At 65.4% G+C, this 17,530-nt stretch carries 20 protein-coding genes and 3 pseudogenes; 18 read left to right on the forward strand and 5 right to left on the reverse strand.

Features of this window, described 5'->3' with window-relative positions; all coding sequences use genetic code 11:
- Window positions 1-9 precede the first annotated feature (9 nt).
- The 9 genes and pseudogenes from E5P3_RS20770 to E5P3_RS20805 all read left to right on the forward strand — a co-directional run bounded on the left by E5P3_RS20770 (window position 10) and on the right by E5P3_RS20805 (window position 5,394).
- Window positions 10-225 carry a hypothetical protein gene (locus E5P3_RS20770; RefSeq protein WP_162587699.1) on the forward strand — a complete coding sequence of 72 codons (216 nt, stop codon included), beginning with the start codon at window positions 10-12 and terminating at the stop codon, window positions 223-225.
- A 17-nt stretch (window positions 226-242) separates the two neighbouring features.
- On the forward strand, window positions 243-1,436 hold the full coding sequence (locus tag E5P3_RS20775) for a bifunctional alpha/beta hydrolase/OsmC family protein (protein WP_232073239.1): 1,194 nt from the start codon (window positions 243-245) through the stop codon (window positions 1,434-1,436).
- A gap of 134 nt (window positions 1,437-1,570) precedes the next feature.
- Window positions 1,571-1,948 carry a carboxymuconolactone decarboxylase family protein gene (locus tag E5P3_RS20780; protein ID WP_162587700.1) on the forward strand — a complete coding sequence of 126 codons (378 nt, stop codon included), beginning with the start codon at window positions 1,571-1,573 and terminating at the stop codon, window positions 1,946-1,948.
- Window positions 1,949-2,103: 155 nt separating this feature from the next.
- A complete protein-coding gene (locus E5P3_RS20785) occupies window positions 2,104-2,523 on the forward strand; it encodes a cupin domain-containing protein (protein ID WP_162587701.1) in 420 nt (139 codons plus the stop codon).
- Window positions 2,524-2,746: 223 nt separating this feature from the next.
- On the forward strand, window positions 2,747-3,646 hold the full coding sequence (locus tag E5P3_RS20790; RefSeq protein WP_162587702.1) for a glutathione S-transferase family protein: 900 nt from the start codon (window positions 2,747-2,749) through the stop codon (window positions 3,644-3,646).
- A gap of 64 nt (window positions 3,647-3,710) precedes the next feature.
- Window positions 3,711-3,908 (forward strand): annotated as a pseudogene (locus E5P3_RS36165) (FAD-dependent oxidoreductase); the annotation flags it as partial.
- Window positions 3,909-3,956: 48 nt separating this feature from the next.
- Window positions 3,957-4,362: pseudogene (locus E5P3_RS20795) on the forward strand (4Fe-4S dicluster domain-containing protein); the annotation flags it as partial.
- A gap of 161 nt (window positions 4,363-4,523) precedes the next feature.
- Window positions 4,524-4,709, forward strand: a pseudogene (locus E5P3_RS36170) (UBP-type zinc finger domain-containing protein); the annotation flags it as partial.
- A gap of 49 nt (window positions 4,710-4,758) precedes the next feature.
- Window positions 4,759-5,394 (forward strand): peroxiredoxin-like family protein, encoded by a 636-nt coding sequence (locus E5P3_RS20805; protein ID WP_162587704.1) that lies wholly within the window; start codon window positions 4,759-4,761, stop codon window positions 5,392-5,394.
- A gap of 78 nt (window positions 5,395-5,472) precedes the next feature.
- Here the strand turns inward: E5P3_RS20805 and E5P3_RS20810 are convergent, their stop codons facing one another.
- Window positions 5,473-5,769, reverse strand: a complete 297-nt coding sequence (locus E5P3_RS20810; RefSeq protein WP_162587705.1) for a hypothetical protein — start codon at window positions 5,767-5,769, stop codon at window positions 5,473-5,475.
- 290 nt (window positions 5,770-6,059) lie between these two features.
- Here E5P3_RS20810 and E5P3_RS20815 point away from each other — a divergent pair, with 290 nt between their 5' ends.
- The 5 genes from E5P3_RS20815 (at window position 6,060) to E5P3_RS20835 (ending at window position 10,128) form a co-directional block, all read left to right on the forward strand.
- Window positions 6,060-6,539: a carboxymuconolactone decarboxylase family protein gene (locus tag E5P3_RS20815; RefSeq protein ID WP_162587706.1), complete on the forward strand. Its 480-nt coding sequence runs from the start codon at window positions 6,060-6,062 to the stop codon at window positions 6,537-6,539.
- Between the two features lie 65 nt (window positions 6,540-6,604).
- Window positions 6,605-7,360 (forward strand): SDR family oxidoreductase, encoded by a 756-nt coding sequence (locus E5P3_RS20820; protein WP_162587707.1) that lies wholly within the window; start codon window positions 6,605-6,607, stop codon window positions 7,358-7,360.
- Between the two features lie 84 nt (window positions 7,361-7,444).
- Window positions 7,445-8,026: a YceI family protein gene (locus tag E5P3_RS20825; RefSeq protein WP_162587708.1), complete on the forward strand. Its 582-nt coding sequence runs from the start codon at window positions 7,445-7,447 to the stop codon at window positions 8,024-8,026.
- A 39-nt stretch (window positions 8,027-8,065) separates the two neighbouring features.
- A complete protein-coding gene (locus E5P3_RS20830; RefSeq protein ID WP_162587709.1) occupies window positions 8,066-8,611 on the forward strand; it encodes an Ohr family peroxiredoxin in 546 nt (181 codons plus the stop codon).
- 59 nt (window positions 8,612-8,670) lie between these two features.
- The gene (locus E5P3_RS20835; RefSeq protein ID WP_162587710.1) at window positions 8,671-10,128 is read left to right on the forward strand and encodes a catalase; all 1,458 of its coding nucleotides are present in this window, start codon (window positions 8,671-8,673) and stop codon (window positions 10,126-10,128) included.
- Window positions 10,129-10,140: 12 nt separating this feature from the next.
- Here the strand turns inward: E5P3_RS20835 and E5P3_RS20840 are convergent, their stop codons facing one another.
- Window positions 10,141-11,121: a LysR family transcriptional regulator gene (locus E5P3_RS20840; RefSeq protein ID WP_232073240.1), complete on the reverse strand. Its 981-nt coding sequence runs from the start codon at window positions 11,119-11,121 to the stop codon at window positions 10,141-10,143.
- Between the two features lie 11 nt (window positions 11,122-11,132).
- On the opposite strand from E5P3_RS20840, the gene E5P3_RS20845 reads away from it, so the two are divergent.
- Entirely contained in the window at window positions 11,133-11,882 is a 750-nt protein-coding gene (locus E5P3_RS20845) for an SDR family NAD(P)-dependent oxidoreductase (RefSeq protein ID WP_162587712.1), read from the forward strand.
- A 37-nt stretch (window positions 11,883-11,919) separates the two neighbouring features.
- On the opposite strand, the gene E5P3_RS20850 is transcribed toward E5P3_RS20845, so the two are convergent.
- The 3 genes from E5P3_RS20850 to E5P3_RS20860 all read right to left on the reverse strand — a co-directional run bounded on the left by E5P3_RS20850 (window position 11,920) and on the right by E5P3_RS20860 (window position 15,406).
- The gene (locus E5P3_RS20850; RefSeq protein ID WP_197893977.1) at window positions 11,920-12,432 is read right to left on the reverse strand and encodes a hypothetical protein; all 513 of its coding nucleotides are present in this window, start codon (window positions 12,430-12,432) and stop codon (window positions 11,920-11,922) included.
- 78 nt (window positions 12,433-12,510) lie between these two features.
- Window positions 12,511-13,506 carry an acyltransferase family protein gene (locus tag E5P3_RS20855; protein WP_443083255.1) on the reverse strand — a complete coding sequence of 332 codons (996 nt, stop codon included), beginning with the start codon at window positions 13,504-13,506 and terminating at the stop codon, window positions 12,511-12,513.
- 16 nt (window positions 13,507-13,522) lie between these two features.
- A complete protein-coding gene (locus tag E5P3_RS20860; RefSeq protein ID WP_162587714.1) occupies window positions 13,523-15,406 on the reverse strand; it encodes a CocE/NonD family hydrolase in 1,884 nt (627 codons plus the stop codon).
- A 525-nt stretch (window positions 15,407-15,931) separates the two neighbouring features.
- Between E5P3_RS20860 and E5P3_RS20865 the strand changes: the two genes are divergently transcribed.
- The 3 genes from E5P3_RS20865 to E5P3_RS20875 are packed head-to-tail and all read left to right on the forward strand — an operon-like array spanning window position 15,932 to window position 17,422.
- The gene (locus E5P3_RS20865) at window positions 15,932-16,621 is read left to right on the forward strand and encodes a glutathione S-transferase family protein (RefSeq protein ID WP_162587715.1); all 690 of its coding nucleotides are present in this window, start codon (window positions 15,932-15,934) and stop codon (window positions 16,619-16,621) included.
- A gap of 1 nt (window position 16,622) precedes the next feature.
- Window positions 16,623-16,967 carry an ArsR/SmtB family transcription factor gene (locus E5P3_RS20870; protein ID WP_162587716.1) on the forward strand — a complete coding sequence of 115 codons (345 nt, stop codon included), beginning with the start codon at window positions 16,623-16,625 and terminating at the stop codon, window positions 16,965-16,967.
- Entirely contained in the window at window positions 16,964-17,422 is a 459-nt protein-coding gene (locus E5P3_RS20875; protein ID WP_162587717.1) for an SRPBCC family protein, read from the forward strand. The genes E5P3_RS20870 and E5P3_RS20875 overlap by 4 nt, the downstream gene beginning before the upstream one ends.
- Window positions 17,423-17,530 lie beyond the last annotated feature (108 nt).

The following is a 17,530-nucleotide window of genomic DNA, read 5'->3' on the forward strand; positions in this document are numbered from 1 at the left end:
GGCTCGACCATGGCCCAAGGCACAGCGCGCATCGGACGCGACCACTACTGCACGCAGATCGACCTGGCCAGCGGCCAAACGCTCGTCTCGGACGAGCCCTCCGTTCTTGGCGGCGAAGGCGGTGTGGACGACGTCCAGAAGGCGCGCCTGGTCGACATCGCCGAGCGAACCCCGGTGACCCTGACGCTCAAGGCCGGCATCTCGATCCGAACGCATCTGCTCTAGACACAGGAACTCGCCCCGTGCCAACACGCCCCTTCGAAGTCATCAATGCCCAGGGACACCGCCTGTCAGGCAGCCTCGAAATGCCCGAGGGCATTCAGCGGGGTTGGGCGCTTTTCGCACACTGCTTCACCTGCGGCAAGAACGACCTCGCGGCCGTGCGCATCGCTCGCGCGCTGGCCAGCGCGGGTATCGGCGTGCTTCGCTTCGATTTCACCGGGCTGGGGGACAGCGAGGGCAGCTTCGCCGATGCGAGCTTCTCGCTGAACGTGCAGGACCTCGTGTGCGCCGCCGATGCCATGGAGGCCGCCGGCATGCCGGCGCGCCTGCTCATCGGTCACAGCCTGGGCGGCTCCGCCGTGCTCGCCGCAGCAGGCCGCATCGCGAGCGCGCGAGCGATTGCGACCATTGCTGCGCCGTTCGACGTGGCCCAGGTGCTGCACCTGCTGGACCCGGCGGGTCTTGCGCGCCTGGAGACCGAGGGACATGCGCGGGTCCAGGTGGTCGGACGGCCCATGGCGGTGGGCAAGGCCTTCGTGGACGACTTGCGTGCACACGACCCGGGTGCGCGCATCGCGGCACTTCACCGACCGCTGCTGCTGCTGCACGCGCCGCAGGACCGGACGGTCGACATCGAGAACGCCACACGCATCTTTCTGGCGGCAAGGCACCCGAAGAGTTTCGTCTCGCTCGATGATGCGGACCATCTGCTGTCCAAGCGCGAAGACGCCGAACAGGTCGCGCGCCTCATCGCGACCTGGGCGGCCCCCTACCTGCCCGAGCCGCCCGCCGGGCACCCTCTCGCGGCGGATGCCGAGGCCGAAGAAACGGGGTTGGGCAAATTCCAACTCGCGCTGCGCTCAGGCGGGTCGCGCTGGCTCGCCGACGAACCCGCCACGGTGGGAGGGCTCGGTTCAGGACCGACACCCTACAACCTCCTGTCGTCCGCGCTCGCCGCCTGCACGACCATGACGCTGCGCCACTACGCCGACAGCAAGGGCTGGCCGGTCGCGCGCATCCGCACCGCGGTGAGCCACCGAAAGGACAAGTCGGCCTCCCCGCCCGATGTCTTCAGCCGCCGGGTGTCCATCGAGGGCCCCCTCACGCAGGCGCAACGCGAGGAGCTTGTGGAAATGGCGCAGCGATGCCCCGTTCACCGAACGCTCGAAGCGGGCGCGCGTTTCGAGCCTGTGGAAGGGGAGCCCCCGGCATGAGCGAGGCGCCGCGCCAAGCAAGCGCACACCGCCTTGCGACACCCGAAGGTCCCCCGGGGAGCCCACCTTTCCCCCATGAAGCCGCCGCCGATCTCATTCATCGGTGCGTCGAGCGCAGCGGCCTTTGCATGGGCTTGGTCGGGCTGGCCAGGCTGCGTGTCGCCCAGGCTCATGGATGCGAGGCGCGCATCGACGCCCACTTCCTGTCGCTGATCGATGCGGGCTTTTCGATCGACAAGCTCATGCTGGTGGCCGATTGGCGCGAAGCGGGCGCGGCACTCCGGCCGCAGGAGCAGGCCGCGCTCGCATGGGCGGAGGCGCTGGCGCGGCGAGGTACGACACCCGCTCCCGATGCGCTCTGCCAGGAAATCCTCGCGCTGATGGGGCAAGAAGCGCTGGTGGGCCCGAGCCTTGCCATCGCGCTGGAGAACGCACTGAGCCAGCCGACCCGCACGCCTGCACAGGGCGACCGACGCCAGCGAGCGCTGCATCAGGGAAAGGATCAACGATGACTGCACCCATCGCTGCGGCTGGTGCCGGCGCGCCAGGACGTGCTGCCAATGCGCGATTGGTGCCTTGCAGACAACACCGTGATCCATCGCACAGGCCTACCGCACCCCATGACCCGATCCTACGATTCATCCATCGCATCAACAAAGGCAAGACCATGGTCAAGATCGCAAGAAGCCTCGGGCTCACATTCCTGCTCGCCGCAGGCGCTGCCCTGTCACAGCACGCCGCCGCGCACGGCGGGCCCAAGGACGCCAAGGTGACGCCGCTGCTGACCCAGGAGATGAAGGACATCCCCGGCAAGGAAGTGCTGATGATCACGGTAGACTATCCGCCCGGCGCCGCCGACCCCGTGCATCGTCATGACGCCCACAGCTACGTGTACGTGCTCGAAGGCTCGATCGTGATGGGCGTCAAAGGCGGCAAGGAAGTCACGCTCAAGCCCGGCGACACGTTCTACGAAGGCCCCGACGACATCCACACCGTCGGGCGCAACGCAAGCAAGACCAAACCTGCGAAGTTCGTCGTCATGCTCGTGAAGAACAAGGGCGCCGAGTTCTTCATTCCAGTGAAATAACCCACCGGTTGCATTCCACCCGCCGCAACGAAGATGACGGGTGTCAGATCGCCGAGGCGGCTGTAATGAGGCGTGCACTTTCCACCCGTTCGTGCACGGGACAGACTCACGTCGGCGCGGTGTCCCCGCGTAAATCCGACCAGCAACACGGCGACGCGGCGGGTGGAAGGCATCCCTTGCTTCCTGCAACAGGAAGCCGGCACACGCACACAGGACCCGCGCCATGAAACTCTTCTACATGCCAGGCGCCAGTGCGCTGGCCGATCACATCGTGCTCGAGTGGTCCGGCCAGCCGTACGAGACGGTACGCATGGACCGCCGCAGCATCAAGACGCCGGAGTACCTGGCACTCAACCCGACGGGCACTGTGCCGCTGCTCGTGCATGGCGACTTCACGCTGACCGAGAACGTCGCCATCCTTGGCTACCTTGCGGACCTGCATCCGCAACTGCAGCTGGCTGGCGACGGGTCGCCGCGCGCACGGGCGGAGGTGATGCGCTGGCTCGGTTTCCTGAACTCCGATGTGCACAAGGCGTTCAGGCCGATCTTCTTTCCCGAGCGCTACCTGCCGGACGACGGCCAGGCGGCGCGACTGGCTGCCACGGCGCGCAGCCACGTGCGCGAGTACCTCGCGCGGCTCGATGCGCAACTCGCCGGACGCGCATGGCTCACGGGCCAGCGCTCCATCGCCGACGCCTATCACTTCGTGATGCTGCGCTGGGCCATCGGCACGAAGGTCGGACTGCACGGCTTCGACCAGCTGACGGCCTTCGTTCGCCGCATGCATGCCGATGAAGGCGTGCATGCGGCGCTCGTGATGGAGGAAGGCCTGGCGCCGCATACCCAGCATGCGCGCAGCGCCCCGGATCAGCTGATGCGCCTGAACGAACGGATCCGCGACAACCTGGCCACCACGCTGACCGCCGAAGTGGTCGGCGTGGTCGAGTACAGCGAAGGCGACGGCCCCGAGCTCGAAGTGCGCCGTGGTCTCGTGCAGGTCGAAGTCGCCCGGATGGACACGGTCTTCAGCTGGCAGGATGAGAACTACCGCGCGCAGGCGGCCATCCCATTCCAGAACTTCTCCCGTTATGTCAGCAACGGCGCGATCCGGCTCGACCTGTAGCCCCCCGTCCATGACCCCAGCGCCCGCCCCCTCCGCGCTGTCTGCGCCCGTAGCACGTGAGTCGATGGACTACGACGTCGTCATCGTGGGCGGTGGTCCCGCCGGCATGGCGGCGGCCATCCGGATCAAGCACATCGATGCGAGCCTCTCGGTCGCGGTGCTTGAAAAAGGCAGCGAGCCCGGTGCGCACACGCTCTCAGGGGCGGTGATGGACCCTGGCGCCATCGACGAGGTGCTGCCCGAGGTGTGGGCCGCGACGGCGAGCCGACAGCCGCGTTCCAGCATGCCCAAGCTGGGCATTGCCGCGCCGCCATGGACGCTGCACAACACGCGCCCGGACCATGCGAGCCTGCGGCCCGCGGACCAATGCGAGCCCATCGCCTATCCGAAGCCGGACGGCGTGCGCAGCTTCGACCGCCTGAGCTCGGTCTATCTGAGCAACACGCACCATGCGGAAGACCAGCCGGTGCACCTGACGCTGCGCGATGCGGCGGTGCCGGTCGACGTCCACCTGCGCGTGTACGCCGGCCCCGAAAACCGCTACTGCCCCGCCGGCGTCTACGAGTTCCTCCAGAACGACAAGGGCGAGGACCGGCTGCAGATCAATGGGCAGAACTGCATCCATTGCAAGACACTGCGACATCAAGGACCCGACCCAGAACATCGTGTGGAACGCACCCGAAGGCGGCGACGGTCCCACCTATGCATCCATGTAGATCGACCTGTTCGCCGCCGGCGAACGCCAAGGAGCCCATGCCATGAAGATCCCCTTCCTCTTGTCACCGTCCCAGGCGCAGGTGCACGCATGACCGCCGGCTGCGCGCACTTGGCCCAGATCCGCCCCGTCACGCCGAACACCAATGGATGCGAGGAATGCCTGCGCACCGGCGGCCGCTGGGTTCACTTGCGCATGTGCCTGACCTGCGGGCACGTCGGGTGTTGCGACTCGTCGCAGGGAAAGCACGCGACCGGGCATTTCCACGAGACCGGCCACCCGGTCGCGCAGTCTGTAGAGCCCGGCGAATCCTGGCGATGGTGTTATGTCGACAAGCAGCTCGTCTGAGCCTCGGCTGCGATGCGATCGATCTCCACCTACTTTTCAGAGCCTTGCCATGAGCCCGCAACTTTCCGCCTTTGATCACAACGACACCGCCGATGCGGTGTTCGACGCCACGGGCATCGCTGCACGCGCCAAGCGCGCCGGCGACCTGGCGCCTGACGCGACATTGCCGGACGGCTCTGGCCGTCTGGTTCGTCTGTCGGACTGGTGGCGCAAGGGACCGCTCGTGCTGGTCTTCTACCGCGGCGGCTGGTGCGGGTACTGCAGCCTCCAGCTGCGGGCCTGGCATCAGCGCGCTGATGACCTGGCACGGCTCGGTGCCACGCTGCTGGCGATCTCGCCGCAGACGCCCGACCATTCGATGCGAACGGCCGAGGACAACCAGCTCGCGTTTACCGTGCTCAGCGATTCGAACCTCGAGGCCGCCAATGGCTTCGAGTTGGCCTTCACGCTGCCGCCCGAGCTCGTGAGCTTCTACGGTTCGGTGGGCACCGACATTCCCGTGCTGAACGGCAATGGCTTGTGGGTTCTGCCAGTTCCGGCGACCTATGTGATTGACGAGGAAGGCCGCATCCGTTTCGCCCACATCGAGGAAGACATTCGAAAGCGCGCGGAGCCGGCCGATGTGTTGCGCGTCGTCGCAGACATGGTTAACGCCCGTGCTCTTTCGGTGGCGACCGGCAGCTGACGACTGCAGCGCCTCCAATGCGACGAAGCCCGCAAATGACTGGCGGGCTTCCTTCGCTCGGTCCCAACAGTGCGTGGCTCAGTTGGGCGTGCCGCCGGGAACGGGCTTGCGACGATTCGGCTTGCGCGCGTCGCGCGTCTGGTGGCGCTTTTCACCGGCGACGGCGGCCCTGTCGGTTCCGATCGCGCTCCCTTCCGCGGTCTTTTCCGTGTCGCCCGAGGGTGCGGCAATCTTGCCCTGTGTCTTCGCCGCCACCTTGGCCTGCGCGCGCACCTGGGGCTTGCTGCCGGTGATGGCCTGGTTCTCCGCCGATTGTGCGAAGACGCTTGTCGCGGCCAGGAAGGCGGCGGTCATGACGGTGATGTGCTTGAACATGGGATTGGCTTTCCGAAAGTGAATGGGATGACGCCGCGTTGGCCCGGGCGCCCCAAAAAATTCTAGGACGCGGTCTCTCCGCTTTTCACTTTCGACTGGTGCCATTTCGGAAACATGCCGAGTCCCCGGCGGGATTGTTGCGCGAGGGGCAACACCGTGAAGCCTTGCGCGTGGCTACCGGTCGCGACCTCCCAAACCTACGCTATGTCCCTGTCCAAGCGATCCTCGCAAACGGACGACTCAGCCGATTCTGAGTCCAGGCATCCGCCACCCATTCCCAGGAGCTAGTCATGACCCAACGTGTCAACTATGTCGAGCAGTCGCAAGAACTCTTCAAGAAGTTCGTCGAGTTTCTCAATGCCATCAAGGAGGGCGCGATCGAAGAGCCGCTTCGCAACCTCGTGTCGATCCGCACGTCGCAGCTCAACGGCTGCACCTTCTGCCTGGACATGCACGTCAAGCAGGCCAAGATCCAGGGCGAGCGCGAGCTGCGCCTGTACCACCTGGCCGCATGGCGCGAATCGACGCTGTTCATCCCGCGCGAGCGTGCGGCACTGGCCTGGACCGAAGTGCTGACCAAGCTGCCCGAGCAAGGCGTGCCCGACGACATCTACGAGCGGGTGCGCACACAGCTGTCGGAAAAGGAAATCTCCGACCTCACCTTCCTGGTCATGTCGACGAACGCCTGGAGCCGTCTGAACATCGCCTTCAAGAGCGTGCCCGGCGCCTCCGACAAGGTCTTCGGCCTGGACAAGGCGAAGCTCGCCTGAGTCCCACTGGCAGGAACCGCTCCCCATCAACCACCCGCCCCCTTGCGGGCTACAAGGAAATCATCATGAAGATCGTTGTCATCGGCGGCTCGGGCCTCATCGGTTCGAAGGTCGTCAGCAAGCTACGCGACGCCGGCCATGAGGTCGTCGCCGCATCGCCTGCCTCGGGCGTGAACACCATCACCGGCGAAGGCCTGGCCGAGGCCCTGCAAGGCACGCAGGTGGTGCTGGACGTGGCGAACTCGCCCTCGTTCGAGGACAAGGCAGTGCTCGAGTTCTTCGAAACCTCGGGGCGCAACCTGCTGGCCGCGGAAGCCGTGGCCGGGGTGAAGCACCACGTCGCGCTGTCGGTAGTCGGCACCGATCGCCTTTCCGAGAGCGGCTACTTCCGCGGCAAGATCGCACAGGAAAAACTGATCCGCGAATCGAAGATTCCGTACACCATCGTCCATTCGACGCAGTTCTTCGAGTTCCTCGGCGGCATCGCGCAGTCGGGCACCGACGGCGACACCGTGCACCTCTCGCCGGCCTTCGTGCAACCGATCGCATCGGATGACGTCGCCGCCGCCGTCGCGGACTACACCCTCGGCAGCCCCGTGAACGGCGTGGTCGAGATTGCGGGCCCAGAGCGTGTTCGCTTGTCCGATCTGGTGCAGCGTTTTCTCGCCAAGACCAACGATCCGCGCAAGGTCGTCCAGGACGTGCACGCGCGTTACTTCGGCGCGGAACTGAAGGACGACACGCTCGTGCCGGGCCCCAACCCACGCATCGGTGCGCTCAACTTCGAAGCCTGGTACGCGCTGCCCAAGCCCGCACGCTGACACGAAGCCCGCCCTCGGCCGCGGCCTGACGCGACCGGGGGCTGCTGCCCCCAAGGGCTCCCCTCCCCCCTCCTGGTGAATCCCATGCCCGACAGCCCCCAGCGCTCCACATTCGCCTCATCGAACCTGGCCGACGTAAGCCGCGGGCGCTATGTCATCGATCCCGTCCATTCGCATGTGCTGTTCAGCGTGTCGCACTTCGGCATCTCGACCTACCACGGCGAATTCACCGCGCCTGCCGGCACACTCGACATTCCACTGTCAGCAAATGGCAGCCAGACACGCCTGGCGGTGTCCGTACCGGTAGCCAACGTGAGAACGACGAGCCGGATCCTCGATGACGAACTCAGAAGCCGCGAGTGGCTCGATGGCCAGCGGTTTCCATCGATCGCATTCGACTTCGCTGCGCCTCTTTCCCTGTCCGAAAATTCGTTTCAGGTGGCTGGCGCACTCACTTTGCACGGCGTGACGCGCAACGTCACGTTCGACGTGAGCTTTGTCGGTGCCGGCATGAATCCGGCCAAGCAGGTCTACACGATCGGATTCGACATCCGGGGGCACATCCGCCGCAGCGAGTACGGCGTCACCACCGCGCTCCCGATGATCGGCGACGAACTCGGTCTCATCATCAGCGCGGCCTTCGAACTCGAGGTGTCGGCCGCCTGAGTAGAGCGCTCCTCCCCTTGAATTGAACGGAAGCCTGGAATGCCCACGCAGAAAGACAAAGCCGGCGTCGTCGCAGCGAAAGCGGCGCAATGCGGTCGATTGCAACCGCCTCCCGTCGCGCTGCTCGACAGGTACAAGGGGCAGGCGTTCGAACCGATCTATTCGACAGTCGTCACAGTGAGCGGCGGCGAAGCCGAACACGGAAGGGCTTCGGGCGTGGCGCGCTCCGAAGACGGCAACCTGAACGTGCAGCTTCGCCTTCCCACCGCCCTGGGCGGAGACGGCGACGGCACCAACCCAGAGCAACTGTTTGCAGCAGCGTACGCCGCGTGCTTCCATGGGGCCTTGAACTTGCTGGCCGCGAAAAGAAGGATTCCGGTTCACGACGCCAACGTGCAGATGTCCGTCGCATTCGGTCGCGACCCCGTCGACGGGCTCTTCATGCTCACGGCCGATGTCCGGATTCACTTGCCCGACGTCGAAAAAAGCGTGGCCGAGGAACTGGTGCGCAGCACCGAGAGGTTCTGTCCGTACGCCAAGATGGCGCGCAACGGCATCACCACCATCGTGGCACTGGCGACCTAGGAGCCTCCCCTCCGCGCCCCTTCGACGGCGCATCCATTCCCTGCTTCGAGAAGCACTCCATGAGCAATCCCTCCGACACGCCGCGCAAGACGCCGCTGACCACTGCCTTCGGCGCCCCCGTGGTCGACAACCAGAATAGCCTCACCGCCGGCCCGCGAGGCCCCCTGCTGATGCAGGACGTGTGGCTGCTGGAGAAACTCGCCAACCTCAACCGCGAGGTCATCCCCGAACGCCGCATGCATGCCAAGGGCTCCGGCGCCTTCGGCACTTTCACCGTCACGCACGACATCACGCGCTACACCCGTGCCAAGCTTTTCAGCGCCGTGGGCAAGAAGTCCGAGATGTTCGCCCGCTTCACCACCGTGGCCGGAGAACGCGGTGCGGCCGATGCCGAGCGCGACATCCGCGGCTTCGCGCTCAAGTTCTACACCGAGGAAGGCAACTGGGACCTGGTTGGCAACAACACGCCCGTGTTCTTCCTGCGTGACCCGCGCAAGTTCCCGGACCTGAACAAGGCCGTCAAGCGCGACCCGAGAACCAACATGCGCAGCGCCAGCAACAACTGGGACTTCTGGACCCTGCTGCCCGAGGCGCTGCACCAGGTCACCATCGTGATGAGCGACCGCGGCATTCCGGCGAGCTACCGCCACATGCACGGCTTCGGTTCGCACACCTACAGCTTCATCAATGCGGCCAACGAGCGCTTCTGGGTCAAGTTCCACTTCAAGACGCAGCAGGGCATCAAGAACCTCACCGACGCCGAAGCCTCGGCCCTGGTGGGCGGCGACCGCGAGAGCCACCAGCGCGACCTGTTCGATTCGATCGGCCGCGGTGACTTCCCCAAGTGGACGCTGTACGTGCAGGTCATGGCCGAGGCCGATGCGCAAAAGGTGCCCTACCACCCCTTCGACCTGACCAAGGTCTGGCCCAAGAAGGACTATCCGCTGATCGAGGTGGGCGTGATGGAGCTGAACCGCAACCCCGAGAACTTCTTCGCCGACGTGGAGCAGAGCGCCTTCGCACCGAGCAACCTGGTGCCGGGCATCGGCGTGTCGCCCGACAAGATGCTGCAGGCGCGCATGTTCGCGTACTCGGATGCCCAACGCTACCGGCTGGGCGTGAACCATCATCAGATCCCGGTGAACGCCGCACGCTGCTCTGTGCACAGCAACCACCGTGACGGCACGATGCGCGTCGATGGCAACTATGGCGGCACGCCGCACTACGAGCCCAACAGCTTTGGCCAGTGGCAGGAACAGCCCGACCATCGGGAGCCGCCGCTGAAGCTACGCGGCGATGCGGACTTCTGGAACTTCCGCGAGGACGATGCCGATTACTACAAGCAGCCCGGTGACCTGTTCCGCCTGATGAGCCCCGCGCAGCAACAGGTGCTCTTCGACAACACGGCGCGCGCGATGGGCGATGCCCCGGAGTTCATCAAGCGTCGCCACATCGACAACTGCACTCGGGCCGATCCGGCCTACGGCGCGGGCGTGGCAAAGGCGCTGGGTCTGTAAGGCCGCGCTGTCTCAGGACAGACGTTCGAGCTGCACCGCGAGGAACTCGATGAACAGCCGCGCACGCGCCGGCGCCTGGCGCCCGAAGGCGTGCAGGGCCGAGATGGTCACACGCGGCAACGGCTGCGATGGCAGCACGGGCTCCAATCGACCGGCATCGATGTCGTCCTGCACGAACAGGCGCAGGATCTGCACGATGCCCAAGTCGCCGAGCGCCGCGATGCGCAGTGCGACACTGTTGTCCGTGTCAAACACGCCGGGGGGATTCAACACGGTGCCATCGGCAAAGCGGATCGGAAAGGCCTTGCCGCCCAGCATGTAGCGCACGTGCGCGTGGCTGTGCAAAGCCTCAATCGATTCGGGCGTGCCGCGGTTCGCGAGATATCCAGGCGACGCAACCAGCGCGAGCGGCAGATCGGCGAGGCGCCGCGCTGTGAGGTCGGAGTCCGCCACGTCCCCTGCGCGGATGGCGATGTCGTAACCCTCGCGGATCATGTCAACGTGGCGATCGGCCAGGCTCATTTCCAGCTTCAGCTCCGGGTGCCTGGGCAGGAACTTGCCGACCACGGGTTCCAGCAAGATGCGCCCCAGGTCACCGGGTGCGGTGATGCGCAACAAGCCCCGCGCCATGCCGACTGGCTGCATCACGTCGCTGGCCTCGTCGAGCGCGCGCAGCAGCGGCGCGATGCGTTCGTAGTACGCGGCCCCCTCCTGCGTGAGCGACAACAGCCGCGTCGAGCGCTGGAAAAGGCGCACGCCGAAGCGCTGCTCCAGCCGCGCCACGCCCTTGGAAACAGCTGATGGTGAGGTGCCCAGCACCCGCGCGGCCGCACTGAACGAGCCGGCCTCGACAGCAGTGGCAAAGGCCATCAATCCGGGTGCGTGGGGTAGAACATTCATTGAAGACTCCGAGGCACAAGTGTTTCCATTTTTGCCCACTACTGGAGTTCGCGTGGACACCCTAGATTGAAGACTTCTCTCTTCGTTGAACAAGGAAACACATCATGAAAAAACTCTCTGGCAAAGTGGCCGTGATCACCGGCGGCAACAGCGGCATCGGCCTGGCCTACGCCCAAACTTTCGCGGCGGAAGGCGCCCACGTCGTCATCGTGGGGCGCCGCCAGGACGCAGTGGACACAGCGCTGGCCAGCATCAGCCCGGACGCGATGGGCTTCGTCGGCGACGTGGCCGACCTGGCGATGCACGACCGCCTGCTCGCTGCAGTGAAGGCACGCTTCGGCGCCATCGACATCTATGTGGCGAATGCAGGAACGGCCATCCTCGAGCCGTCGTCTGCCGTCACCATCGACACCTACGACGCGCAGTTCGCGACCAACACGCGCGCGGTGTTTATCGGCGTGACCAAGGCGCTGCCGTTCATGCGCGATGGCGGCTCGATCATCCTCACGAGCTCGATCGCCGGCAGCAAGGTGATGGACAACCACGCGGTTTACGCCGGCAGCAAGGCAGCCATCGAGGCCTTCGCACGCAACTGGGCGCTCGAGCTCAAGGAGCGCCGCATCCGCGTCAACGTGCTGAGCCCGGGTCCGGTCGACACGCCGATCCTCGCGAAGCTGGGCATCACGGACGCTGCGCGGCCTGAGTTCGACAAGAGCATGGCGGCAGCGATCCCGTTGGGCCGCTTGGGCCAGCCGAACGATCTGGCGCAAGCGGCGCTGTTTCTGGCGAGCGACGACAGCGCGTTCGTCACGGGCGTCAACCTGAACGTCGACGGCGGCATGGCGCTGACCTGACAGGCCGCGCCGTGTCTGAAACCACGGCGCCCGGTCGTCAGGCCTGAGCCACGGTGCGCGGAGGGAGAAATCCCTTCGCGTGGGCCAGGTCAGGCCACGGCATCACGGTTTCGCCGGCGACCAGCCACTTGCCGTCCGTGCGCCGAAGCCGCAGCTCGTAGAGCGCCGGATCAGCGTTCTGGCTCATGCGCCGAAAGAGGATCGCGGTGGCTTCATCGCCCTGCTCCTCGATGTGCAGGATGCGTTTTTCCGTCGACAGCGGCGCCTCGCCCGCATCGCGACGGCTTCTGAATTCGGCCATCATCTCCGACTTGGAAAAACGTGCGATCTCTCCCTGGGGCGTCAGTACCAGGAAGCCGAGGTCTTCGGTGTAGAGCGCTTCCATTTCATCCATCCGGTAGTGGCTTCCGGTGTCGGCGAGCACGTCGATGAAGGCAATGATGTCGGGATGGTGAGATTGAGGCATGTGACGCTCCTTGGACTGGGCTGCGAAAAGAGCCTCTACGCACGCGACGGATGCGGCCTTGCGATGGAAGCTCGAGGCTTTCATCGTAGGAAGGGCTGCGTCGCTGCGGTAGGTCCGCGCAGGGACGCGTGCTGATTCCGTTCCGGCATCAATGCGGGACGATCACGCGGTGCTGCGGGCCTGCGGCCATGCCTTCTGGCGCCATCTCTTCAGCGGTGTGTCCATCAGATGCAGGCAGATCGCCGCCATCGTGAACGAGAACGCAAGGGTCGCGCTCAGCGTGATCCACAACGGTTGCTCATCGCGAAGCAGCAGCGCCAACGGGAAATGCCAGAGGTAGATGCCGTAGGACAGTCGGCCGATGTAGACCATGGGCGCCGAGGCGAGGAACTTCGCTCGTTCGTGCTCCGCGGCAAAGCAGATCAGCACGAAGGCCGACAGCTCCGCCAATGTGATGCGCAGCGTAACCGCTTCGGTCTGGTGGCTCGTCGGCAGCGAAGGCAGGGCCATGAGGACCAGCAGGGCCACGCAAGCCATCGCGAGCACATGCTTCGATGCCTTGAAATGGGTCAGTGCAGCAATGGCTCCGAGCAGGATTCCGCTCATTCGTGTGTCGAAGCGGAAGTACGCCTGCGACCAGGTCCAATTCATGGCCACGAAGTACCGCCATGCAGTCACGGCAAGGAATGCAAACACAAGCCATCCGACAGGATGCCGTGTTCGCAGAAGCAGCGGCAGCACGAGGGGCCACAGCAGGTAGAACTTCTCCTCCACGCCGAGGGACCACGTGTGCCCGATGGTGTAGGCCAGCTCCCAGAAGGCCAGCGCATAGTCGTAGACGTAGAGTGCGGCGAGCACGGCGGAGAGCCAGCGATTTTCCGCCGGCCAGAGGACGGGGGCCAGCCCCACGTAGACCGCCACCATGAGCAGCAGCGTCGGATACAGCCGCAACGCCCGGCGCGCGTAGAAGCGCCCGATCTCGATGCCGCCATGGCGGTGCTCCGCCGTCAGCAGCGAAGTGATGAGATAGCCCGACAGGACGAAGAAGACGTCCAGCCCGATGAAGCCGCCATGCGCACCGGGGACCTCGCAGTGGAACAGGACCACCGCGAGGATGGACAGCGCGCGAACGCCGTCGAGCGCGGGGTTGTAGGTCAAGGACATCTGTCCGCGCTCAGCGAGTGGCCAGCGGGTCCGGCCTGCACGGTTGCAGGATCGTCGCACCGCAGGCCGGATAGCTTGCCGGCCCCTTGACGTCCTTCAGCACGCCGAGCCGCAACACGGAGTCGTACGTCGCGTTGTGCAGCACATGAAGGCGCTGCTTCTGCGTGAAGGTGTCGAACACCAGGCCACCGGTTTGGGCGGGCGTGTCGATCCAGATCCGCAGCCGCGAGCCGCTGCGAAAGTAGTGGCCCATCTTGTGGATCTCGACACGGGCAAGGACCGGCCGGCCCGGCAGCAGCGGCATTGGCTGCTCGGGCCGTTCAAGCCGGATGGGCAGCAACGGCGTCGAGCGCGCAGTGTCCAGGGCGCGGTTGGACAAGCGCAACCAGCCCCGCTGGACATAGGTTTCCTGCCCATCGGGCCGCAGTTCGGTGACGGTGACCTGCAGGTCGGCGTCGCCGGCACCGGCCGTGACCCAGAGGTCGGCGCTGCCCGGCCCGTAGACCATCATGTCTTCACCCAACGGCGCAGAGGTGTAGGCCACGCCCGTGGCCTTCCAGTCGCCGGGCAGCGGACCCCAGAAGCTTCTTCCCGCAATGTCGTTGACGACCACACCGGCGCCGGGATAGTCGAAGCCGTAGGCGGCTCCGGAACCAGGCGCATCGGCGAGGGCTTGGCCCGCAGCCAGGTGGAACGCCTTGACGGACAGGTCATTGCTGCGGATCGGCCCCCGTTGCACCACCCAGCGCGGCTTGGGAGAGACGCGCCGCTCCAGCGCATTGGCGCTCGCGCTTGTTTCGGCGGTCTCCACCCACACGGTGGTGCGCGGCGTGTCGCGTTCGAATCCGTTGTTTTCGCCCTTGACGAATCGGTCGAGAAATCGCACGGCCATCGCCTGGAAATCCGAGGCCAGGTACATGTCATGCCGGCCGTTGGTCTGCACCGACCACAGCATGGCCGGATCGAGCCGGGACTGGTAGTAGCCGCTGCGCGGCGTGATGGCCTGGTCCTGGAACGCTTCGAGCGACAGCACGGGAACCTGCACGCGGTCGGCATGCGGTGCCAGGTCGAAGCTCTTCATGTGGTCGTCCCGCAGGGGATGCGCCAGGAACAGGTGCATCACGGAGTTCGCATCCTCGGCCGCGAGGTTCTTCGGGATCTGCCCCAGGCAGGCCGCATCGCCCTCTTCCGTGGCCGTCTGCGCAACCACCTTCTCCCAGTACGCGCGCATGGAGCCACGCAAGGGCGTGATGAAACCGGGCGCCGGCACGCCGCCGGGCATCAGTGCATCGCGAAAGTCCGTCAGCACCATGCCGGGCACGATGGCCCGAAGGTGCGGCGGGCGTTGCTGCGCCGTCGCCAGTTGGGACGACCCACCGTACGACCAGTTGACCATGCCGACCTTGGTGTCGGACCAGGGTTGCGACGCCGCGAATTCGACGGCTTCGGCGCCATGTCTTCCGAGTTGCGGACGCGTGTACTCGAGCGGGCCTGTGGAACAGCCGCTGCCCGCGGCGTTGACGCCCATCACCGCATAGCCGGCCTCGACGAGGCCCTGATCGAGTTCGACCGACATCGACGTCTTGTAGTGGAGGTAGGGCGTGCCGCCGATCGATCCGGCGTCGTAGCCGTTGATGCTCAGGATGACCGGGAACCTTCCCGATGCCTTCGGCAGCAGCACGCTGTAGCGCAGCCTGATCCCGTCCGATGTCATGAGATAGCCGGTCAGGCGCTTGGCCCAGAACGCAGCGGCCGGTCCCTGCGCGGGGAATTCGAAAGGCCGCGACGCCGGCAGGCCCGTGTCGGGATCCAGCAGGACATCCTGCCCATGTGCTGCGAGCGACGTGACGAACGCCGTGGTGAGCGTGATGGCGGCGACGATGAATTTCTTCATGGTTCGTGTACTCGGGGGCTTGCTGGATCGGCGGCGGGTGGCGATGTTAGGGCATTGCTGCGTCACCGACAGTCCTTCGCACGACAAACGTTGTGCGCCGGAAAGTACACCCGGTCCGACGCTGTCTTGTGACTGCGTTTGGCGAATGCGTACCGCGCCACCGAACCGATTGATGTCCGTCGCTCAACACGGTGCGGCCTCTCGCGCGGCTAGTGGCAGACCTCGCCGGAACCTACGATCGACGCGGCCTTCAATATCCCCACACACGCACCCTACCGAAGGTCCAGGCCATCGACTTCATGTGCGACGCGACGACGGAAAGATTCAGATGATGGATTCAGTGACCCCATCGTCGCCGCCGTCCAGCGTCACCGTCCGCACCGGTATCGCAGGCAGCAAGGCTCGAGCTCGTGCGCGCGGACCGTCGCACGCGTTGAGCTTGCGCAACATCGCGCCTCGAGGCGGTGCTTGATTCGGTGCGCCGCCGATCCTATACTTTCCAAAACAGGAAAGTATTAGCCCCTCATGAACGCCCTCACACTGCACTACCACCCGCTCTCGTCCTACTGCCACAAGGTGCTGATCGCGATCGACGCGTTGGGCATCGACGTAGAGAAGCGGCTGCTCAATCTGGGTGACCCCGAAGAACGTGCCGCGCACCTCGCGCTGTGGCCCACGGGCAAGATGCCGCTGCTGGTGGACCGGCTTCGGCCCGTGCCCGAATCGAGCATCATCATCGAGTACCTCCAGCGTCACCATGCAACCTCGGGCCGCACCCTCATTCCGGAAGACCCGGACGTCGCGCTCGACGTGCGCTTGTGGGACCGCCTGTTCGACTTGCAGGTGATGACACCGATGCAGGCGCTGACCGCCGACCTTCTGCGGCCGCAAGGCGAACGCGATGCACGCGGGGTAGCCAAGGCGCGAGAAGGCTTGTCGTCGGCCTACGCGTTCATCGACCGTCACCTGGAAGGGCGAACCTGGGTTGCCGGCAATGCCTTCAGCATGGCCGACTGCGCTGCGGCGCCCGCTTTTTTGTATGCGGTGACCTACGTGCCGCTGTCGGCGCAACATGTGCACCTGGCCGCCTACTTCGAGCGGTTGATGGACCACCCCTCGGTGGCAGCCACCATTGATGCGGCGCGCCCTTGGTTCAAGTTCTATCCCGGGCGCGCCGGTCTGTCGCGTCGCTTCTTCGATCCGGCGAGTGCCTGAGATGCGAGCAGCGATCGCCGAGCCCGCGCAGCTCGACCGCATGTTCTTTGCACTGGCCGACGCATACCGCCGCGGCATGCTCGACCGCCTGAGCCGCGGACCGGCCTCGGTGTCCGAGCTGGCCGCAACGCTGGGCATGGCGCTGCCTTCGGCCGTCAAGCACCTCGCCGTGCTTGTTGAAGGCGGGTTCGTCGCCTCCCAAAAGAGCGGCCGTGTGCGCACCTACACGGCCGAACCCGAGGCGTTCGATGCCATGGAATCGTGGGTCGCGAAGCGCAAGACGCTGCTCCACGCGCAATTCGACCAACTCGATGCCTATCTGGCCGAGCAAAAAGGCAAGTCATGACGCACATCCCCGCCGCACACACCGACTTCGTCATCGAACGCGAACTCGACGCCTCGCCCGAGAAAGTTTTTCAGGCCTGGGCCGATCCCGAAGCAAAGCGCCGCTGGTCCGACTGCCATGCCGAGTACACAACCGAGTACCGCTTGGACTTTCGGCCGTTCGGCCATGAAACGCATCGGGTCGCCTATCCCGATGGCCGCATCCAGCACATCGAGAAGGTCTTTTTCGACATCGAACCCGCACGGCGCATCGTCTTTGCCTACGACATCCAGCTCGACGCACGCCGACTGTCGGTGTCGCTCGTAACGGTCGAGTTCTTGGCGCACAAGCATGGAACTCGCATGGTCTACAAGGAACAGCTCACGTACCTGGACGGTCATGAAGATCGCGCCGAGCGCATCCGTGGAACGGAAGAAGGCTTGGACCGGCTTAGGCTGGAAATGGCACGGCGCTAGAACAGGTGCCCAGCCGTCTCTGCGCACTGCGCAGCATCAGGCCGCTTCGTCGCCACGACAGGGGTTGCGTCGACCCCACCGATACCATCATCGAGGTTTGCGGCACGG

Origin of the sequence: Variovorax sp. RA8 (assembly GCF_901827175.1) — a bacterium.
Taxonomy (GTDB): Bacteria; Pseudomonadota; Gammaproteobacteria; order Burkholderiales; family Burkholderiaceae_C; genus Variovorax.

Excerpts from the sequence above, each read along its gene's own strand:
- E5P3_RS20770 (WP_162587699.1), top strand. The coding sequence starts at position 10 with ATGGCCCAAGGCACAGCGCGCATCGGACGCGACCACTACTGCACGCAG.
- E5P3_RS20785 (WP_162587701.1), top strand. The coding sequence starts at position 2,104 with ATGGTCAAGATCGCAAGAAGCCTCGGGCTCACATTCCTGCTCGCCGCA.
- E5P3_RS20790 (WP_162587702.1), top strand. The coding sequence starts at position 2,747 with ATGAAACTCTTCTACATGCCAGGCGCCAGTGCGCTGGCCGATCACATC.
- E5P3_RS20805 (WP_162587704.1), top strand. The coding sequence starts at position 4,759 with ATGAGCCCGCAACTTTCCGCCTTTGATCACAACGACACCGCCGATGCG.
- E5P3_RS20810 (WP_162587705.1), bottom strand. The coding sequence starts at position 5,769 with ATGTTCAAGCACATCACCGTCATGACCGCCGCCTTCCTGGCCGCGACA.
- E5P3_RS20815 (WP_162587706.1), top strand. The coding sequence starts at position 6,060 with ATGACCCAACGTGTCAACTATGTCGAGCAGTCGCAAGAACTCTTCAAG.
- E5P3_RS20820 (WP_162587707.1), top strand. The coding sequence starts at position 6,605 with ATGAAGATCGTTGTCATCGGCGGCTCGGGCCTCATCGGTTCGAAGGTC.
- E5P3_RS20825 (WP_162587708.1), top strand. The coding sequence starts at position 7,445 with ATGCCCGACAGCCCCCAGCGCTCCACATTCGCCTCATCGAACCTGGCC.
- E5P3_RS20830 (WP_162587709.1), top strand. The coding sequence starts at position 8,066 with ATGCCCACGCAGAAAGACAAAGCCGGCGTCGTCGCAGCGAAAGCGGCG.
- E5P3_RS20835 (WP_162587710.1), top strand. The coding sequence starts at position 8,671 with ATGAGCAATCCCTCCGACACGCCGCGCAAGACGCCGCTGACCACTGCC.
- E5P3_RS20845 (WP_162587712.1), top strand. The coding sequence starts at position 11,133 with ATGAAAAAACTCTCTGGCAAAGTGGCCGTGATCACCGGCGGCAACAGC.
- E5P3_RS20850 (WP_197893977.1), bottom strand. The coding sequence starts at position 12,432 with ATGAAAGCCTCGAGCTTCCATCGCAAGGCCGCATCCGTCGCGTGCGTA.
- E5P3_RS20860 (WP_162587714.1), bottom strand. The coding sequence starts at position 15,406 with ATGAAGAAATTCATCGTCGCCGCCATCACGCTCACCACGGCGTTCGTC.
- E5P3_RS20865 (WP_162587715.1), top strand. The coding sequence starts at position 15,932 with ATGAACGCCCTCACACTGCACTACCACCCGCTCTCGTCCTACTGCCAC.
- E5P3_RS20870 (WP_162587716.1), top strand. The coding sequence starts at position 16,623 with ATGCGAGCAGCGATCGCCGAGCCCGCGCAGCTCGACCGCATGTTCTTT.
- E5P3_RS20875 (WP_162587717.1), top strand. The coding sequence starts at position 16,964 with ATGACGCACATCCCCGCCGCACACACCGACTTCGTCATCGAACGCGAA.